The organism is Nocardia cyriacigeorgica (assembly GCF_010868145.1).
Taxonomy (GTDB): Bacteria; Actinomycetota; Actinomycetes; order Mycobacteriales; family Mycobacteriaceae; genus Nocardia; species Nocardia cyriacigeorgica_D.
Genome location: NZ_JAAGUY010000002.1, coordinates 472,158 through 491,393, shown reverse-complemented (window position 1 = coordinate 491,393; position 19,236 = coordinate 472,158). Strand labels below are relative to the sequence as shown.

General features: G+C 67.8%; 15 protein-coding genes. 6 read left to right on the top strand and 9 right to left on the bottom strand.

What is annotated here, in order from left to right; genetic code table 11:
• Positions 1-93: 93 nt before the first annotated feature.
• Positions 94-897: a class I SAM-dependent methyltransferase gene (locus tag GV792_RS06210; protein ID WP_163822729.1), complete on the top strand. Its 804-nt coding sequence runs from the start codon at positions 94-96 to the stop codon at positions 895-897.
• Between the two features lie 35 nt (positions 898-932).
• On the opposite strand, the gene GV792_RS06205 is transcribed toward GV792_RS06210, so the two are convergent.
• Positions 933-1,226, bottom strand: a complete 294-nt coding sequence (locus GV792_RS06205; protein ID WP_163822637.1) for a hypothetical protein — start codon at positions 1,224-1,226, stop codon at positions 933-935.
• 210 nt (positions 1,227-1,436) lie between these two features.
• Between GV792_RS06205 and GV792_RS06200 the strand changes: the two genes are divergently transcribed.
• The gene (locus tag GV792_RS06200; protein WP_163822636.1) at positions 1,437-2,882 is read left to right on the top strand and encodes an aldehyde dehydrogenase; all 1,446 of its coding nucleotides are present in this window, start codon (positions 1,437-1,439) and stop codon (positions 2,880-2,882) included.
• A 41-nt stretch (positions 2,883-2,923) separates the two neighbouring features.
• On the opposite strand, the gene GV792_RS06195 is transcribed toward GV792_RS06200, so the two are convergent.
• The 5 genes from GV792_RS06195 to GV792_RS06175 form a co-directional block, all read right to left on the bottom strand.
• Complete coding sequence (locus GV792_RS06195) at positions 2,924-3,121, bottom strand: hypothetical protein (RefSeq protein ID WP_163822635.1); 198 nt, start codon at positions 3,119-3,121, stop codon at positions 2,924-2,926.
• 279 nt (positions 3,122-3,400) lie between these two features.
• Positions 3,401-5,233 (bottom strand): phosphoenolpyruvate carboxykinase (GTP), encoded by a 1,833-nt coding sequence (locus GV792_RS06190; RefSeq protein ID WP_163822634.1) that lies wholly within the window; start codon positions 5,231-5,233, stop codon positions 3,401-3,403.
• A 234-nt stretch (positions 5,234-5,467) separates the two neighbouring features.
• Positions 5,468-7,024 carry a hypothetical protein gene (locus GV792_RS06185; RefSeq protein ID WP_163822633.1) on the bottom strand — a complete coding sequence of 519 codons (1,557 nt, stop codon included), beginning with the start codon at positions 7,022-7,024 and terminating at the stop codon, positions 5,468-5,470.
• Complete coding sequence (locus GV792_RS06180) at positions 7,011-8,120, bottom strand: hypothetical protein (RefSeq protein ID WP_163822632.1); 1,110 nt, start codon at positions 8,118-8,120, stop codon at positions 7,011-7,013. Before GV792_RS06180 ends, GV792_RS06185 begins: the two co-directional genes overlap by 14 nt.
• 114 nt (positions 8,121-8,234) lie before the next feature.
• Positions 8,235-9,017, bottom strand: a complete 783-nt coding sequence (locus GV792_RS06175) for an SDR family oxidoreductase (RefSeq protein ID WP_163822631.1) — start codon at positions 9,015-9,017, stop codon at positions 8,235-8,237.
• 231 nt (positions 9,018-9,248) lie between these two features.
• Here GV792_RS06175 and GV792_RS06170 point away from each other — a divergent pair, with 231 nt between their 5' ends.
• From GV792_RS06170 to GV792_RS06155, 4 genes are all read left to right on the top strand, one after another.
• Positions 9,249-10,625: a lipase family protein gene (locus tag GV792_RS06170; protein WP_163822630.1), complete on the top strand. Its 1,377-nt coding sequence runs from the start codon at positions 9,249-9,251 to the stop codon at positions 10,623-10,625.
• A 70-nt stretch (positions 10,626-10,695) separates the two neighbouring features.
• The gene (gene trmB / locus GV792_RS06165; protein ID WP_163822629.1) at positions 10,696-11,514 is read left to right on the top strand and encodes a tRNA (guanosine(46)-N7)-methyltransferase TrmB; all 819 of its coding nucleotides are present in this window, start codon (positions 10,696-10,698) and stop codon (positions 11,512-11,514) included.
• Complete coding sequence (locus tag GV792_RS06160) at positions 11,514-12,218, top strand: NYN domain-containing protein (RefSeq protein WP_175583117.1); 705 nt, start codon at positions 11,514-11,516, stop codon at positions 12,216-12,218. The genes trmB and GV792_RS06160 overlap by 1 nt, the downstream gene beginning before the upstream one ends.
• Positions 12,218-15,388 (top strand): MMPL family transporter, encoded by a 3,171-nt coding sequence (locus GV792_RS06155; protein WP_163822627.1) that lies wholly within the window; start codon positions 12,218-12,220, stop codon positions 15,386-15,388. Before GV792_RS06160 ends, GV792_RS06155 begins: the two co-directional genes overlap by 1 nt.
• 345 nt (positions 15,389-15,733) lie before the next feature.
• Here the strand turns inward: GV792_RS06155 and GV792_RS06150 are convergent, their stop codons facing one another.
• The 3 genes from GV792_RS06150 to GV792_RS06140 all read right to left on the bottom strand — a co-directional run bounded on the left by GV792_RS06150 (position 15,734) and on the right by GV792_RS06140 (position 19,229).
• Positions 15,734-17,620 (bottom strand): DUF2339 domain-containing protein, encoded by a 1,887-nt coding sequence (locus GV792_RS06150; protein WP_256673765.1) that lies wholly within the window; start codon positions 17,618-17,620, stop codon positions 15,734-15,736.
• 94 nt (positions 17,621-17,714) lie between these two features.
• Positions 17,715-18,365: a DUF1707 SHOCT-like domain-containing protein gene (locus GV792_RS06145; RefSeq protein WP_163822727.1), complete on the bottom strand. Its 651-nt coding sequence runs from the start codon at positions 18,363-18,365 to the stop codon at positions 17,715-17,717.
• Between the two features lie 207 nt (positions 18,366-18,572).
• A complete protein-coding gene (locus GV792_RS06140; RefSeq protein ID WP_163822626.1) occupies positions 18,573-19,229 on the bottom strand; it encodes a response regulator in 657 nt (218 codons plus the stop codon).
• Positions 19,230-19,236 lie beyond the last annotated feature (7 nt).

Here is a 19,236-nt window from a genome sequence, read left to right as displayed (position 1 = left end):
CGGCCGCGACCGGGTCGCCGGGCGGTTTGTGCGAGACTCGGCGCCGTGATCGGAGCCGATAGAACGCCGACTGGGTGGTCACCGCAGGTCCGGATGCTACCGGGGCGGCCGACCACGCCGACGGCTGCGCGTGGTTCGGTGCGGCGTCCGCGCTTCGCCCAGCGGGCCACGCTGCGCCGCTCTCTCCGGCTGCTGAGCAGTTTCCGGTTCGAGCAGACCGCTCCCGCGGTGTTCTACGGCGGTATCGCCACCGACAGCGCCGCCATGATCAGCGACTTCTATGCGGATGTGACCGGTCGCGATCTGGCTGGCGCGACGATCATCGATGTGGGTGGTGGGCCGGGCTACTTCGCCGACGAGTTCGCCAGAACCGGCGCGAGGTACATCCCGGTGGAGCCGGATCCGTCGGAGCTGCATGCGGCCGGCTTGACGGTGCCGGGCGCGGTGCGCGGCTCCGGGATGGCGCTGCCGTTCCGGGATGGCGCGGTCGACATCTGTTTTTCGTCGAATGTCGCCGAGCATGTGCCCGATCCGTGGCTGATGGCCGACGAGATGGTGCGCGTGACGAGGCCGGGCGGGGTGATCGTGCTTTCCTACACGGTGTGGCACGGCCCGTTCGGTGGGCATGAGACCGGCCCGTGGCATTACCTGGGTGGTGAGTACGCGGCCCGCCGGTATCGGCGCAAGCATGGCCGCGAGCCCAAGAACAGGTTCGGCCGTTCGTTGTTCGCGGTGCGCGCCGCCGATGGTCTGCGCTGGGCACAGCGGACGCCTGCGGAAGTGTTCGCGGTGTTCCCGCGCTACCACCCGCGCTGGGCGTGGCGGCTGGTGCACATCCCTTGGCTACGTGAGCTACTCGTCAGCAACCTGGTGGTTGTCGCGATCAAACCGGACTGAACTGTCCCACACGGGCGCAGAATCGGCGCTCGCTTTCAGCGAACCCAGAGCGCCTGACGCCAGCCACGGGTGACGTGCCTGGCCTCCTGCCACGGCGACTCCCGCATTGCAAGCCCGACCGTCTCCAGCGTGGTCAGCCCGACCAGATCGGCAAGCGTACCGACCACCGCGACGGCCTCGGCGGCCTGCATTGCGGCAGTTGCTTGCTCAATGGTCAAAGTGCGGCCGGGTAGAAAGGAAACTACCCAACCGCCGCTGCCAACGCTCTTAGCTTGATGCTCGGTCTGGTCGCTTGTCATCAACGACCGGCCGATCACTTGCACCGCCATGAATCGGACTCCCCAATTGCGGTATCGGTTCGATGGATCGAGCGAGCTGATCAGTAGCTACAGCATCCCTTGTCCAGCAACAGAACGCAATAGTGCGTTCTGACGAAAAGCGAACCGACAGGTCGGAATTCACGCAGCTCATGGGGGTGCGCGCCAACCAAACTGAAACCTGTTACAGACAATCGGACGACAAAACTGTAACGTGTTCTCATGGATTACGACAGCCTTTTCATCGGCGGCCGCTGGACCGCGCCCGCCACCACCGAGCGCATCCAGGTCTTCTCCCCGGCCACCGAGGAGCCGGTCGGCAGCGTCCCCGCCGTCGATCGCGCCGATGTCGACGCCGCGGTCACCGCAGCTCGCGCGGCTTTCGACTCCGGCCCGTGGCCGTCGACGCCGCCGGAAGAACGCGCCCAGGTGCTCACCCGCGCCGCGCGCCTGATCGAGGAACGCGGCGCCGACCTGGCCGCAACGCTCACCGCCGAGATGGGCGCACCGCTGATGGCGGCGACCACCCTGAACCAGATCCCGGCCGTCGCGGCCCTCGACTACCACGCGAGCCTGGCGAAATCGTTCCCCTGGAACGAGACCCGCACCGGCATTTTCGGCACCACCCGGGTGTCACGTGAGCCGCGCGGCGTGGTCGCCGCGATCACCGCATGGAACGTGCCGTTGTTCCTGGCCGTCAACAAGTTGGCGCCTGCGCTGCTCGCCGGTTGCACGGTGGTGCTCAAGCCCTCGCCGCTGACGCCGCTGACCACCAACAAGGTCGCCGAGATCTTCGCCGAGGCCGGCCTGCCCGAAGGCGTGCTGTCGGTGCTGCCCGCCGAGGCCGAGGCCTCCGAGTACCTGGTGTCGCATCCGGGCGTCGACAAGCTGACCTTCACCGGTAGCACCGCGGTCGGCCGCCGGATCGGCGCCATCGCGACCGAGCAGCTCAAGACGGTCTCGCTGGAACTCGGCGGTAAGTCCGCGGCAATCCTGCTGCCGGATATGGATATTGCCGCGAGTATCCCGACGCTGGCTTTCTCCGGGTTGATGAACAGCGGCCAGGGTTGTGTCGCGCAGACTCGAATCCTGGCGCCGCGCAGCCACTATGAGGAAATCGTCGAGGCTCTGGCTGCCCACGTGCGCACCATGACCGTCGGCGATCCGACCGATCCGGCCACCCAGCTCGGCCCGCTGATCTCACAGCGTCAGCGTGAACGGGTCGAAGGCTACATCGCCAAGGGCAAGGCCGAGGGTGCTCGGCTGGTGCTCGGCGGCGGCAGGCCGGAGGGTCTGGACAAGGGCTGGTTCATCGAACCGACCATCTTCGCCGATGTCGACAATTCGTCGACGATCGCCAAGGAAGAGATTTTCGGACCGGTACTTTCGGTGATTCCGTACGACACCGAGGACGACGCGGTCGCCATCGCCAACGCCTCCGATTACGGCCTGGCCGGCTCGGTCTGGACCAGCGATGTCGAACACGGCGCCGAGATCGCGGCGCGCGTGCGCACCGGCACGTACGCGATCAACTGGTACGCGTTCGATCCCGGCTCACCGTTCGGCGGCTACAAGAACTCCGGAATCGGCCGCGAGAACGGCCCCGAGGGCGTCGACGCCTACTGTGAGCAGAAATCGGTGCTGATGCCGCTCGGTTGGACCGGCTAGACCCCAGAGCGGTTTCGACAGCCTCCGGGGTGCCTACCACCTCACTCCGGAGGCAACACCACACGCAGGACCGACTGCGCGTCATCACCTGACGCGGGCGTGTCGACGACTTCGACGTACCAGCCCGGCGGCAGAACCGATTGCAGACGCCGGGCTGCCCGGCGCAACGGCGTGCTCGCGTGCGGCACCGCCCCTATCGGTCGCTCGGCTACCTGAGCCCTTGTATACCCATCGGCCATGCTCCACACCCTCTCGCGCGGCGATCGCATCGTCGGCGGCGATTCTCACACGCCCACGAGCAGATCGAGGAAGCAGTTCAGTCGATCAGTTGACTTGCGGCAATCGAACTGTGCTGTCGTGAGCCGGAGAACACGCAAAGCATAAGCCACACAACAGGCTCAACTCGGCATAACGAACAGGTACCCGCATCGCGTCGCACCAAACCCGCAGGCCGACCACAGAAATCGACACCGCCCGCACCGGTGGGGTGCGGGCGGTGTTCGAGATATCGGGTTACCTCACCCCAAGCGCTGCTTCAGGGCCTCGAACTCGTCGCGCACACCGGAGGGCAGCTTGTCGCCGACGAATTCGAACCACTCTTCGATCATCGGGATTTCCTTGCGCCATTCCTCGACGTTCACCGCGAGTGCCTCGTCGACATCGGCCGGATCGACGTCCAGACCCGCCAGGTCGAGGTTGGCCGCCTGCGGCACAGTACCGATCGCGGTGGCCTCGCCCTCGGCCTTACCGTCGATGCGGCCGACGATCCACTCCAGCACACGAGAGTTCTCGCCGAACCCGGGCCACAGGAACCGGCCGTCTTCGCCGCGGCGGAACCAGTTGACGTAGAAGATCTTCGGCAGCTTGGTCGCATCCGCACTCTTGCCGAGCGAGACCCAGTGGTTCATGTAGTCACCGACGTGGTAGCCCATGAACGGCAGCATCGCCATAGGGTCGCGGCGAACGGTGCCGACCTTGCCCTCGGCGGCAGCGGTCTGTTCCGAGGACATGGTGGCGCCCATGAAAACGCCGTGCTGCCAATCGAAGGACTCGGTCACGAGCGGAATGGTGGTCTTGCGGCGGCCGCCGAACAAGATCGCCGAGATCGGCACACCCTGCGGGTCATCCCACTCCGGCGCCAGCGTCGGGCACTGCGACATCGGGGTGCAGTAGCGCGAATTCGGGTGGGCGGCGAGGGTTTCGGTCTCCCGCAGGTTCCAGTCGTTGCCCTTCCAGTCGATCAGGTGATCGGGCTCGCCCTCGAGGCCTTCCCACCAGACGTCGTTGTCGTCGGTCAGCGCGACGTTGGTGTAGACCGTGTTGCCCGCGTCCATGGTGGCCATGGCGTTGGGATTGGAGCTGTGGTTGGTGCCGGGCGCGACGCCGAAGAAACCGAACTCCGGGTTCACCGCGTAGAGGCGGCCGTCCTTGCCGAAACGCATCCAGGCGATGTCGTCGCCGAGGGTCTCCGCACGCCAGCCGGGGATGGTCGGCTGAAGCATCGCGAGGTTGGTCTTACCGCAGGCGCTGGGGAAGGCGGCGGCGACGTAGTAGGCCTTGTTCTCCGGGGAGATCAGCTTGAGGATCAGCATGTGCTCGGCCAGCCAGCCCTCGTCGTGCGCCATCGCCGAGGCGATCCGCAGCGAGTAGCACTTCTTGCCGAGCAGCGCGTTGCCGCCGTAACCGGAGCCGTAGGACCAGATCTCCCGGTCCTCGGGGAAATGGGTGATGTACTTGGTGTCGTTGCACGGCCACGGGACATCGGCCTGGCCCTCGGCCAGCGGTGCGCCGACGCTGTGCAGTGCCTTCACGAACGGGCGATCGGTGCCGAGCTTCTCCAGCGCGGCGGCGCCCATCCTGGTCATCACGCGCATGGAGACCACGACGTACTCCGAGTCGGTGATCTCGACACCGAGCTTGGGGTCCTCGGCACCGAGCGGGCCCATGCAGAACGGCACCACGTACATGGTGCGGCCCTTCATCGAGCCGCGGTACAGCTCGGTCATGGTGGCACGCATCTCGGTGGGGTCGACCCAGTTGTTGGTCGGGCCCGCATCGGCCTCGGACTCGGAACAGATGTAGGTGCGCGATTCGACGCGCGCGACGTCGGAGGGATCGGACAGGGCGAGGAAGGAGTTGGGCTTCTTCTTCTCGTCCAGTCGCTTGAACGTGCCCGCCTCGACCAGCTGGTTCGTCAGACGGTCCCATTCGGCGTCGGAACCGTCGGCCCACACCACCCGATCAGGCTGAGTCAGTTCGGCGACTTCCTGTACCCAGGCGAGCAGTTCGCTGTGTTCGGTCGGCGCTTTGCCGTCGGATCCACGAAGACCAGGAATGGTCGCTGAGGTCATGAAAACTCTCCTGAGATGGGCGGTTCTGCGGTGTTTCGGTCCTGGCCCCATCGGCGCATGACCAGCCCCGAACCACCGAGCGCCACCATTGGCTGGATGGCACCCGCTGCGGCCCGTCGATCGCGCCGACCGGCCGGCCGACGCACAGGGCGAAGCGGACGCCCAGGTTCCTGTCTAGAGGTTAACGCGATATGACGAACCGTACGGAATCGGGTTCCTTATATGTACCCCTCGTCACCGCTGATCATTCGTCCCAGGACTGGCGGACGCCATCCAGTGGTCGACGGTCTCGATGTCACGTTCACAGGCGGCGAGCTGACCCGGTTGTTCGGCGATGTAGCGACGCAGCCGCGCCTCCAGTTCGGCAGCGCGGCGATCGACCTCGACCATCCGTTCGTTGCTCGACCGCACCACCCGCTCCGACAGCTGCGCTTCGGACTCGACCATCGCCGTCCCGACCCGCTGCTCGAGCTGGGCTTTCACGTTCACCAGAGCGTCGGCGACCCATTGCCGCAGATGGTTGCGGTCGGCGAGCTGGCCGCGCGCACGCACCACCCAGGCGGCCACGCCCGCGCCGAGCAGTAGCGTCACCGGCACGCTCGCCACGTCCAGTGCGGGCACCAGGCTGAACGGCGAAACGACCAGCCTGCCGAGGCCGACACCGGCCGACGCGCCGAGCGCGATCACGAGGTGATCTTCGACACCCCGCTGCCGCGGTTCGGGATCCGGACCCACCCGGGGCGGCGGATCGCGGCGCACGGGGCCCGGGTCCGGGCCACCGACGCGGGAGGCGAGTTCGGCCAGCCGATGCTCGATATCGGCGTCGACGGCGTTGGCCAGCTCGGTGACCGCCCGCTGTAGCCGGTCCGGGTAGTCGCCGATATCGGAGCGACCGAGCCGGTCGAGTTCGGCGCGTGCGGCCGTGTGCAGGGCGCGCACCCGCGCACCGACCTCGGTCATCAGGTCCAGCCGCGCCAGATGTAACTGACTGCGCAGGGTGGACATGGCCGCTGCCCGGCCACCGTCGCGTCCGGCCAGCACGGTGGAGCGTTCCTCACGCAGCCGGACCGCGGCGGTACCGGCGCGCAGCGAACCCACCTGCTCGACGATGCGAGCCCTGGTGTCGGTCAGCACTCTGACCCGCACGGCGGCGAGCCGGTCGTCACCGTCCTCGGCGGCGCCGAGGGTGGCCGCGATGAGCTCCGCATGCAGGGCGGCGAGACCGGAGCGGTCGAGCAGGGCGGTATCGCCGGAGGTGCGCGCCGCCACGGCCAAACGTGCGGAGACCGGCACGATATCGATATCGGTGATGCCCTCGCCCGCGAGCAGCGCCAGATCGCGATCGAGCACCGTACGCCAGTCCTGATGGGCGTGGATGCCGTTCATGGCCAGCAGCACCCTGGTGCCACCCGCGCGCAGCCCGCGCACCATATCGAGGATCGCGGCACCGAGGGTGATACCGGCGTCGAGCAGGATCAGCGCCACCGCGGCGGGCGCGCCGCCCGAGGGTGAGGTGGTCTCGACGGCCGTGCGCGCATCGGCGACCGGGTCGGTGAGATCGACATGTGGTTCGAACCGGGCCAGTTCGGTCCTGAGCAGCGTGGTGCCTGCGTCATCGGGGCCGATCAGCACCACACCCGAGGCGCTGCCGACGCCGGCGACGGCTCGCAACAGCGCCATCCCCTGCGGATTCCATCGCTGCACCACCGCCTCCAGCTCCGCGGGCAACGCGGAGACGGGTGCGGCGGCATCGGTACGCGACGGCGGTTCCGGGGGATCAGAGACCTGCACTGCTCATTCGCTCCCATAGCCGTACATAGCCGTTGTGCACTCGCAGCGCGGCACGTCGGGCTGCGGGCGGCATATCGCTGGCGATCAGCGAACGCCAGCGGGCGGCCCGGTTGAGCGCGTCGTCGGCGTCGGCGGGCGCGGGCGAGGGGTAGCCGGCGGCCAGATGGGCGACCGACGGATGGGCGAGGCCCGCGCACAAGCCGGTCCACAGGGCGTCATCGCCGTAGAGGTAGTCCTCGAGCACGTCACGTGCCTGCCCACCGTCGCCGGGCACCGCACGTGCGGCGAGCCGGGTGAGTTCGTCGAGCAGCTCACCACCGCGCTGAGCGGAGACCTGCTCGTAGCGACGATGCAGCAGTTTGTGTAGCGGATCGACCGCGCTGACGGCGTGCAGGATCTGCAACAGGGCCTGTCCGGTGATCTCCGGCTGATGCCGGACAGCGCTCAGCGCACAGCTCACCCCGTACAGATCCCAGCGCTGCAACAGCTGGGTGCGCTCGGCGACGTCCGGCCCAGCGTTCGGCGCGGTGAACAGGTCCGGCGAGAGGGTGAACGCCGGATCGGTGTTGCCCGCATGCCTGCGCAGGGTGTCGAGATCGGCGTCGGTGATCGCGCCTGCCCTTGTCCGCACCGCGAGCGAGGCGACGACGGGAAGCACTAGCCTGCCGAGTTCGCGGCCGTACTGCTCGGCGGCGATGACGGCGTCGGACCACCGGGAGCCCACCGCATCGGCCTTGTTGAGCACGACGATGGTGCGGTCGGGCGCCAGCGAACCGAGGATGCGCTGGTCGGCAGGGCCGGGAGCAGCCGCGAGCACGTAGACGACTATGTCGCCGTCGAGCACCGGATCGGGCAGGCCGGGTTCGTCCACCGGGCCCGTCTCCACCGCCGACATCAGCGCCAGCGCGTGCAGCACGGTGGTGCGTCCGGTGTGCGCACGGCCGGTGACCTGGATGCGCGGCGGCATCCGCCAGCGGTCGATCGCGAGCCCGGCGTGATAGCCGATCTGCGGATCGTTGCCCGGACCCTGGCGCAGGGCCTCGGTCAGTTCGTCGAGTTGATCGCGCTCACGTGTCGGTTCACGTCGGTCGAGCATCGTTGCATCCGGTCCGGCGGCTTTCGGCATCGGTGCGCACCCCCCTGTCGAGTTCTGCGGGCATTCTTTCAGAAGTCGGGCCGCCGGCGAGTGCGGGCCGCCGGACCGCACACCTCATGAGCCGCTGACGTATTTGTTCACCGTGCGCACCGCCCAGTTGGGCGCGTATTTCGCGGCGGTGGCCAGCAGTTTCGCCTGGGTGCCGATCTCGTAGTGCACTCGCGGCAACCTGCCCGGTTTCCTGGTGGCCGACCAGATGCCCTTGGCGACGTCCTCGGCGCTCAGCCGCACGCCGAGCGAGCGGGTGGACTTCGTGTTCACGCCCTCGACCATCGCGGTGGCGACGAACAGCGGCCAGACCGCGATGACTCGGATGTCGTGGTGCGCCCATTCCAGGTCGAGCGCCTCGGTGAGCCCTTTGACCGCCGATTTGCTGGCGCCGTAGCTGGCGAGTTCGGGCTGGCCGTAGATGGCCGAGGCCGAGCAAAGGTTCACCACTTGGGCGCCAGGGGTGTCGCGCAGACAGCGGAACGCGAGGTGCGTGCCGTTGATGACGCCGCCGAGGTTCACATCCACGATGGCCTGATGCTGGGCCAGGTCGAGCGATTCGAACGGGCCCGCGCGCAGCACGCCCGCATTGTTGACCAGGATGTCGAGCCTGCCTGCGTCCCCCCAGAACTCGGCGAGCCGCTCCGCCCATGCTGTGGTGTCCGTCACATCGAGCAGCCCGGTACGCACGCTGCCACCCGCACTGCCGATATCGGCAGCGAGCCTGGTCAACCCGACTTCGTCGATGTCATAGGCGCCGACGTGGTAGCCCTTGGCTGCGAAAAGCAGCGCCGTGGCGCGGCCGATACCGGCTGCCGCCCCCGTGATGAAAACCGTCGGACCACCCATGGGAGGCAGCGTAATGGCGATCACGGCGACGTGCCGTACTATCCGCCTGGGCTGGTCCGGCGAATGCCGGGTAACTTACCCTGACCTGATGGTCGGCACCACAGTCGGTGCGTAGCTTGACTTTTCGATCACGACGAGCGGGCGACACAGCGCGGCGCCGGACCGCGCGGCGGCGAGACGCCGCTGAATGTGCCCGAAGCCCGCGCATCGGGCCTCGACGAGGAGGTTGCGATGACTCGCGACAGGGCGGTCGATGCCGACCGGACGATCGGTGCCGAACCGAGCGATGTGACGATCCTCGACACCGGTGAGGCGAGCACACCCCTGCTGCCGAGCCGTGACCCCTTCCATCGCCCACCGCCGGGATTCGCCGATCAGCCCGCGGGCACCATCCTGCGCAGCCGCAAGATCGAGGTCGCGTTGTTCGGCATCGTGCCGCAACAGGTTTCGGCCTGGCAGCTGCTGTATCGCAGCTGTGACCTGCACGGCGCCCCCGAGGCCGCCGTCACCACGGTGCTGCTGCCCCATGACGCCGACCCATCGGACGCGCGCCCACTACTGGCATTTCAGACGGCTATGGATGCGGTTACCGAAAGGTGTTCACCGTCTTACGCATTGCGCCGCGGCGCCAAGGCGCTCGGTTCGGTGACCCAGATGGAATGGCTGCTCGTGGCCAATGCGCTGCGACGCGGCTGGGCGGTGAGCATCGCCGACCACGAGGGCCCGAACGGCAACTTCGGCGCACCGCGCGAACCCGGCTACCGCGCCCTCGACGGCGTGCGCGCCGCCCTCGCCTTCGCCCCGCTCGGCCTGCACGCGGACACCCCCGTGGTCGCGTGGGGCTACTCCGGTGGCGGTATGGCCAGCTCATGGCTGGTGGAAATGGCTCCGACCTACGCGCCCGAGCTCGACTTGGTCGGCGCGGTACTCGGCGCACCGGTCGGCGATCCAGGCGAGGTGTTCGTCCGGCTCAACGGCAGCCACTACGCGGGCCTGCCGACCATCGTCATCGCCGCGCTGTCGCGGCTGTACCCGGCACTCGGCGCGTTGGTCCGTGACGAACTCACCACCGAAGGTAAGCAGCTGCTCGACCGGGCAGCACGCTGGCCAACGGTGGCCGCGGTGCTCGGCCTCGCGGGTAAGCGACTCGACGACTACCTGGACCGTCCGCTGACCGAGGTGCTGGCCCGGCCGGAGTTCCAGACCATGCTCGACGATCTGCGACTGGGCAACGCGACACCGGCCTGCCCATTGCTGGTCATCCAGCCGGTGCACGACCAGATCATCCACATCGACGGCGTCGACGGACAGGTGCAGCGGTATCGCAGCGGCGGCGCCGCGGTCAGTTATCTGCGCGATCGGCTCAGCGAGCACCTCACGCTGATGCCGCTGGCGGCCCCGATCAGCCTGAACTGGCTCGCCGACCGCGTCGCGGGCCGTCCGATCGCCGACGACGGCGACACCACCGTCTGGTCGGTGACCGCCTCGGTCGCTGGCGTGCGCGGACTGGTGGAGATGGCGACGACCGCGGTCAAGGTCGCACTCGGCCGTCCACTGCGCGCACCGCAACCCGCGGTGCGCGAGATCGAGCAGGTAAAGGCCGCCTGAGCCGGTCAAGCGTGGTTTACCGGCCGCCCGGCCGGGTAACCACGCGGTCGCCTGCGCTGGAGAACATCCGATGCTGGACAATGGACGTGTGAACGACGCCGTGAACCATTCAGACGAGTCCGTTCCGGTCCCACCGTCCACAGCTTCGGCTCCGGCTGATGCCGGTCGGCGGTCGAAGACCGGGTCCCGCCTGTATCCCCGGGTGACCAGCTTTCGGTCGCGGCGCGGCGCGCTGACCCCCAACCAGCAGAAATCCTGGGATCGCACCTGGCCGCTGATCGGACGCGAGGTGGCCGACGAATCGCTGGACGCCGATGCCTGGTTCGGCCGCACGGCGCCGCTGGTCATCGAGATCGGCTGTGGCACCGGTACCGCGACCGCGGCGATGGCGAAGGCCGAACCACATCTGAACCTGATCGGCATCGAGGTCTATCAGCCGGGCCTCGCCCAGCTCGTGCAGGCGGTCGAGCGGGAGCAGATCCAGAACATCCGGCTGCTGCGCGGCGACGCCGTCGACGTGCTGGAAAACATGATTGCCGAACAGTCGCTGACCGGTGTGCGGGTGTTCTTCCCCGATCCGTGGCCCAAGGCACGCCACCACAAACGCAGACTGCTGCAACCCGCGACACTCGCGCTCATCGCGAACCGGCTGAAGCCGGGCGGTGTGCTGCACGTCGCTACCGACCACGCCGGTTACGCCGAACACATCGCCGAGGTCGGCGCCGCCGAACCACTGCTGACCGGCCTGAACGAGACCACCGGCGGGGTCAGCGCCAACCACCGCGATAGCGCGCCGATCGGTTTCGAACGGCCGGTCACCAAGTTCGAGGGCAAGGCCCATCGCGCCGGAAGCGCCATCACCGAGTTCATATGGGGGAGGATCGAATGATGAGCGTCAGTGAGATGGCACCGGCCGACGAGGTTGCCGGCGAGGTGCGCGGAGCCGACAATTCGGATGTCCGCCGGGTGCTGTTGGTGTGGGACGCCCCCAATCTCGATATGGGGCTCGGCGCCATCCTCGGTGGCAGGCCGACCGCCGCCTACCGTCCCCGCTTCGACGCTCTCGGCCGCTGGTTGCTCTCGCGCACCGCGGAGCTATCGGTCGGCGCCGGGCAGCGCGTCGAACCCGAGGCCACGGTGTTCACCAATATCGCGCCGGGCACCGCCGATGTGGTGCGGCCGTGGGTGGAGGCGCTGCGCAACGTCGGCTACGCCGTCTTCGCAAAACCCAAGATCGACGAAGATTCCGATGTCGACGCCGATATGCTCGCCCACATCGCGATGCGCCGTCGCGGCGCCGGGCTGGCAGGCATCATGGTCGCCTCCGCCGATGGGCAGGCCTTCCGGGAGCCGCTCGAGCAGATCGCGGCCGACGGCGTCCCCGTGCAGATCCTCGGCTTCCGCGAGCACGCGAGCTGGGCGGTCACATCCGATACCCTCGAGTTCGTCGATCTCGAGGACATTCCCGGCGTGTTCCGCGAACCGCTGCCACGGGTTAGCCTCGACTCGCTGCCCGACGAGGGTGCCTGGCTGCAGCCGTTCCGGCCGCTGTCGGCGCTGCTCACCTCTCGCCCCGCACAAGGAGTCGCTTAGTGTTCACCCGCTGGGGCGATCTGGTCTACCGACTACGTTTCGCCGTCATCGGCGTCGTCGTGGCAGCTTTGCTGGCTCTTGGCGGCTACGGTCTCGGACTCGGCGACCATTTGAGCAACAGCGGATGGGACGACCCCACCTCGGAATCGGCCGACGCGGCGCGCATCTCCGACTCGGCCTACGGCCGCGATCACACCAGCGACGTGATCGTGCTGTACACCGCGCCCGAGGGCAAAACCATCCAGGACCCCGAGTTCAGCAGCAAGATCATCGACAGCCTTAACCGGCTGCCGCGTGAGCATCCCGAGCAGATCGCCAAGGTCAACGGCGCCTACTGGGCCACCGAAACCGGTCCGGCACAGCCGAGTCTGTTCGGATCCAGAGACGGCAAACACACCTTCGCCTCGATCGCCATCGTCGGCGATAACGACACCGATATGGTGCGCAACTTCCGTGCCGTCAAGGACGTCTTCTATATCGAAGGCGTCGATGTGCAGGTCGCGGGTCTGCAAGCGGTCGCGGGCACACTCAACGACACGATCGCCAGCGACTCCAAACGTATGGAGGTCCTGGCCATTCCGGCCGTGGCCATCCTGCTGTTCTTCATCTTCGGCGGTGTGGTCGCCGCGGGGCTTCCGCTGATCGTCGGCGGTCTGACGGTGATCGGTGCCAACGGCATCGTCATGGCGTTGACCAACTTCACCGACGTCAACTCATTCGTCTCCAACGTCGTTTCGATGATCGGTCTCGGTCTGGCGATCGACTACGGCCTATTCATAGTCAGCCGTTTCCGTGAGGAATTGGCAGAGGGCTACGACACACCAGCGGCGGTCAGGCGGACGGTGATGACCGCGGGTCGCACCGTGGTGTTCTCCGCCACCATGATCATCGCCAGTCTCGGCGGCATGCTGCTGTTCCCGCAGGGCTTCCTGAAATCGGTCGCCTACGGCACCATCGCGACGGTCTCGCTTGCCGCACTGGCCTCGATCACCCTGCTGCCCGCCATGCTCGGCATTCTCGGGCCGCGGGTCGACAGGTTCGGGCTCAAATGGTTCCGCAAGACCAAGACCGCCGAGGAAGTCGAGAACGGTTTCTGGGGCCGCTCGACCCGCTGGGTGATGAAGCATCCGCTCAAGATCGCCATCCCGATCACCATCTTGTTGCTGCTGCTGATCATCCCGGTGAAGAACCTGCAGTTCGGCGGGATCAACGAGCGGTACCTGCCGCCGGACAACCCCACCCGGATGGCGCAGCAGAACTTCGACGAGATCTTCCCGCTGCGTAAATCCGATCCGGTGCAGCTGATCATGATCTCCGAGAACAGCAATTCGGTCGGCACAGTCTGGAAACAGGCCAGCGAAGCACCGGGGCTGGCGGGCAAGTTCGAGGTGCCGTCGCGGTCCACGGAGCAGACCGACGTCTACCGGACGACCGCGACGCTGACCGATTCCGAGGACTATCGGCCAACCATCGAATACCTGCGGGCGATGGAAGTTCCCGACGACGTCACCCTGCTCGTCGGCGGGCAACCGGCGTTCACCATGGACAGTATCGATGCGCTGATCGATCGCATGCCGCTGATGATCGCGCTGGTGCTGTTCGTCACGACCTTGCTGATGTTCCTGACATTCGGTTCGCTCGTACTGCCCATCAAGGCGGCATTGATGAGCGCGCTCGGACTCGGCTCGACCCTCGGCATCCTGACCTGGATATTCGTCGACGGTCACGGTGCCGAACTGCTGAACTTCACCCCGCAGCCGATCATGTCGCCAGTGCTGGTGTTGATCATCGCCGTTGTCTACGGGTTGTCCACCGACTACGAAGTCTTCCTGCTCTCCCGCATGGTGGAGGCGCGCGCACAGGGCGCCTCCACCACCGAGGCGATCCGGGTCGGCACCGCGAACACCGGCCGCATCATCACCGCGGCGGCCTTGATTTTGCTGGTGGTCACCGGCGCGTTCGCGTTCTCCGATCTGGTGATGATGCAGTACATCGCCTACGGCATGATCGCGGCGCTGTTCATCGACGCCACCATCCTGCGCATGCTGTTGGTGCCTGCGACGATGAAGCTGCTCGGCGACGATTGCTGGTGGGCACCTGCCTGGATGAAGCGCATCCAGGAGAAGATCGGGCTCGGCGAACCCATCCTCGACGATGAGCGGCCCAGTGGCGGCGAGGTCGTCGACCTGGTGAAGACCACGCCCATCACCGACCCGGTGACCATGCAGATGCCCGCGATGCCGGAGAGCCAGCAGCGTAAGACGCCGCGGCGCCCGCGCACCGTGGAGGAGATCGAGGCCGAGGCGCCAACCCAACGGCTCGATGCCCTTCCGCCGGAAGCGAAGCCGGCCCCGGGATCCTCGTCCACCCAGCACATTCCGATGCCAGTGCCACCGGATCCGACTCGGCCGAGGGCCGCTCAGGCGACGCCGCCGGAGCCGGAACCAGGTGCCGGCGAGTCCGCCGGATCGACACTGCGATTCGCGCCGGCCGAGCCACCTCGCGGTGCCGACCGTGTCCTACCGCCGGCAAGCACCGAAGGTGTCGGCGCGGCGCCCGCTGATCCCGGATCCCGGGATCGCACACCGCAGTACGACGCCGGTTCGGCGCCGGGGCGCGCCGCCGATTCGAGCTCGCACGCACCGTCGTTCGGCTCACCTTTCGGTCCCGCCGACCCGACACGCCCGCATCCGCACCCGCAGCCCCCGTCGTTCGGCGCGGGCTCGGAGCATGACGATGCCGCGGTGACATCGGGTCGGCCCCCGTTCGGCGCCGAGTCGGCCGAGCCGGTGTTCGAGCCCTTCGGTGAGACCGAATCACCCATCCGGCACTCCCATCCCGCCCCTCCGGCGGCGCCTGCCCCGGAACAGCATTCGGCCCCACGCCCGCTGCTGCCGCGCGTGTCCACTTCCGGATCAGCACCGGCGCCGACCCCGGCTCCCGATGAGGCTCCGACCACCGAAGCGCCCGCCCAGCCGGAACTGGCCGAAACATCGCCGGAACCCGCAGCCGAGTCCGGCGACGACAGCCGAAGCAGTATCGAGAACTGGATGGCCGAACTCCGCTCCTCCCGCCGCCGCACCCCGCCGCCCGACGAGGGCCGCCATCACTCCGGCGACGGGCGCACCGTCAGCGTGAACGAACTGCTGCGACGGCGCGAGAGCGAGTAGGTCAGCAGCAGGGGCGCAGCGAGGAGGAGCACGCCTGGGGCGGCGATGGCACGGCGCGGGCTGGTCGTGGTTGCGAACACCCCACGTTGCGGTCATCGCCGCGATAGTGGCGGTGCTCGTGTTCGACCAGGCGGCGAGAACCCTTGCGAGTACCCCTGATTCGGCATTGCGCAGCCGATAGGTGGCGAAGACCGGGTTGAACAGACCCATTGTCAGGATCAAGCCGAACTCGGTGAGCGGGGCCGGTCGAACAACCGATCGCCGTCGCCGACGACGTCCGGTTGTACGTCAAGGACCCGCATCCCGCTGTGGATCAACCCATGGGCAAGCGACTGGAGGTAGCTCTCAGGACGTCGGTGGGTTGTCGCTTCCCACATCGGCGAACGCTCGCGCATAGCGGGTGCCCGCCAGCAGCAGCAGGACGCCGACGATGAGGAAGGCGGCGACGCGGACAAGGCCGTCGAGCGTGGCCAAGTCGAACAGGAACAGTTTCGCCAGGGCAGCGGCGGTGACGAGCAGACCTGAGCCGAGAACAAGTTTGGCTACGGCGGGCGAGGCGGCCAGTTTGCGCAGGCCGTAGAGCAGTGCGGCGGTGGCCGCGACCATCCAGGCGATGGTGGCCGCGCTGTGGCCGATGAGGAAGCCGTCGGGGGCGCCGGTGGCCACCCCGATGGACACCGTCGCGGCGGTCACCGCGTACAGGCCGGCCAGACTCCCGGTGATCCAGAGCACCGCATCGGCGACGTCACCGGCAATTCCGGGCAGCCTGCGGACGGCCCAGACCCCTACCAGCACCACGGCGAGGGCGAGCAGTGCTGCCAGCAGCGTCGAGATGTCGAGCCGCGCTTCGGCGAATCGTTGCACAGCAAGGGTTTCCGGCGAGGCGCTATCGAGGAACACCAGTGCGCCGAGCACCGCGAATGTCACGCCGATTCCCGCGGATACCAGATTGCGGACCTGCCCGGCGACGGCGAGGAAGCCGACCGCGATCAGGAACAGCGCGATCGGCAGCGTCTGCACGCTGGTCGCGCCGATGCAGGCTTCGAGCAGTGCGAACGATCCGGCAATGGCGGCCGCAATCGCGGTGTGCGCCGGAATGAACTGGCGCAGACGCTGATTCGGCAGAATCACGGTCACCGCGAGCGCGAGCAGTACCACGGCGAAGAGAGCTGCGACCAGCACGGAAGTGCGCCGCTCGAACATCACCGGTGCGGCGAGCAGCGGGGTGGCCGCCATAGCCAGCGTGAAGGTGGCGGTGATGTCCCCCTGACGTCTACGCACGGCGAGTACCGTGCCGACCAGCCCGACCGCCGCGATCGCGACAGCCGCCGTGAGCAGCCAGTTCAGCCGAGCCCGCGCCGGGTCCTCAAAGGTGGCGACGGCGATCGCCGCCAGCGTGGCAAGCACCGCGGGCGCCGTCCGGATGACATGCAGAATCGGCCAGTTACGCGCCAATTGCACCGGCACACAGGCGGCTTGCAACACGATGAGGAAGCCCAGCAGCGCCAACTCCACAGTGACCACCGGCGACAAGACCGCCGCTCCGGCCACGACCAGAACCGCGAGCGTCTGCGAGTTCCACCGCATCGCCAGCCACACCCCACCGGCCGCGACCGCCGACGCCACCGCGAGCCCGGCGACCGGCGGCAACCATTCGTACACAGTGGTCACGCCGACCACATTCAGGTAGCCGCCCGCAATGCCGGTGGCCGCCAACGCGATTCCACCGACCTGCCCGCCGCTGCGTCCATATACCCGAACGCCTGCGGCCACCAGTGCGGCCGAGAACACCACACCCGTAGCGACCCGCGGCACCGGCCCGAAGAACCCGGCCTGCGCGGCGAGCACCAGCAGCATGACCACGCCGATCAACGTCACCCCGACACCGGCCACCGCCAGCATCCGGCTGATCACCCCGTCCTGCTGCCACCACGGCGTCCGCTTCGGAACCTGCGGCGGACGCCACGCGGCGCCGACCGGCGCGCCCCAGCCGTGGGTACCGGGCGGGACTCCGTAGGGCGTCCCGGCACCCCGCGGTGCCCATGCACCTTGGTGGCCGAACTGTCCGGCAGGTGGCGGATAGGCCCCGTCCTCGGTTCGGCCGCCCCCCTCCGCGGCGACCTGAACCCGCAACAGCTCCAGGTCGCGCCCCATTGCCCACATCTGATCGCCGAGCGCTTCGAACTCCCCCGACAACCGCGAGATCAGCACCGGATCAATAGCTGTACTCATGCTCCCAATGCTCGTTCGCCAGGCATCGGCGAACATGAGTAGAAACCCCTGATGGCGCCCGAATATCTACCCGAATCCGCAGGGTGCGGGCGTTTCAGAACCCCATGAGCTTGCGCCAGTTCGACATGAACGGGTGTTTGGCGGTCACCGAGCCGAAGCGGGTGCGACCGTGGACGACGAGGTGGAGGCGGCCGATGGGTGGTCCGGTGCGGACCTTGTTGTTGGTGCTGGAACCGACGAGTTCGATGCCGTTGAGGTCGACGGTGGCTTCGCTGGGCACGATCAGGGTGAGCGAGCTGGCGTAATCGTCGACGTGCAGTTCCACGACCTGGGTGGACATGATGGCCTCGGTGAAATCCAGGGTCACGGTGGAGAGCACGTTGTTGGCGTGCAGTACCGGTGCCACCTGCCAGGGCCCGGTCCTGCTCAGCGTCGAGAGCCTGCCGCGGATCACGCTGGACGGATGCTGCGGCACCGGAGCGGCGGCCGGCGTGGCCGGTTCCGAGAGCGAGCGTGGTGCGTTCACGAAGTCGGTCGAAGGAGCGGCCGGCTGTCCGACCAGGCGGACCCCGGGCAGGTCGATGAGCACGGAGTTCAGTTCGCCGCGGGTCTTGGCGGCCAGCGCGGTGTCCATTCGCTCGGTGAACTCGCCGAGCGACAGCATGCCCAGGCCGACGGCGCGTTGCAGCAGCTCACCGACATGCTCCCGTTCGGCATCGGAGACCCGCAGGTCACGATCGCCCACCGGACCGCCGGAGCCGATGCCTGAAGAAACCGAGTCGGGGCCGCCCATGCGTCCGAGGTTACCGAGGAATCGCCGGTTCCGGCATCGGGGCGATCCCCGATTCCACCCGCGCGGCATCCTCCCGAAGTAGGACATGCGCCATCGCGGCATCCCAGTCCCGCCGCTGAACTCGCGGCGCCGCCTGGTGAAGCCGACAGGCCCGGCGACTTATTCGAGCCCCTGTTCGATCGCGTATCTGGTCAGCTCGACTCGATTGGCCAGCTGCAACTTCCGTAAGGTCGCCTGCACATGGTTCTCCACAGTGCGATGCGACAGCCCAAGCCGTGACGCGATCTGCTTGGCCGACAACCCCTTCGCCACCATCCGCAGCACCTCGGTTTCGCGGTCGGTGAGCGCGGGCCGCGGTGGTGTCGCCGGATCCGCGGGAGCGGTGGCGATACGCCGGTATTCGCCGAGCACCAGCCCCGCGAGGCCCGGCGTGAAAACCGCCTGACCGGCCGCGGTGGCACGAACGGCGTCGAGCAGTTCCGCTGACGACGCGCTTTTGACCAGGTATCCGGTGGCGCCCGCTTTGATCGCGTCCAGCACATCGCCGCGTTCGGCCGACGCCGACAGCACCAGCACCCTGCTGGCCGGCGACACCCGAAGCACCTCGGCGGTGGCCTGCGCACCGTTGCCGTCGGGCAGCTGCATATCCATCAGCACCACATCGGGCCGCACCGCCGCCGCGCGCCTGGTGGCCGCGCCAACCCCGTCGGCGGTGGCGGCAACCTGGAATCCGGACTCGGTCAGATCGCGCGAGACGCCGTCGCGCCACATCGGGTGGTCGTCCACCACCATCACGGTGATCGCGTCCGCGCTCATCCGATAC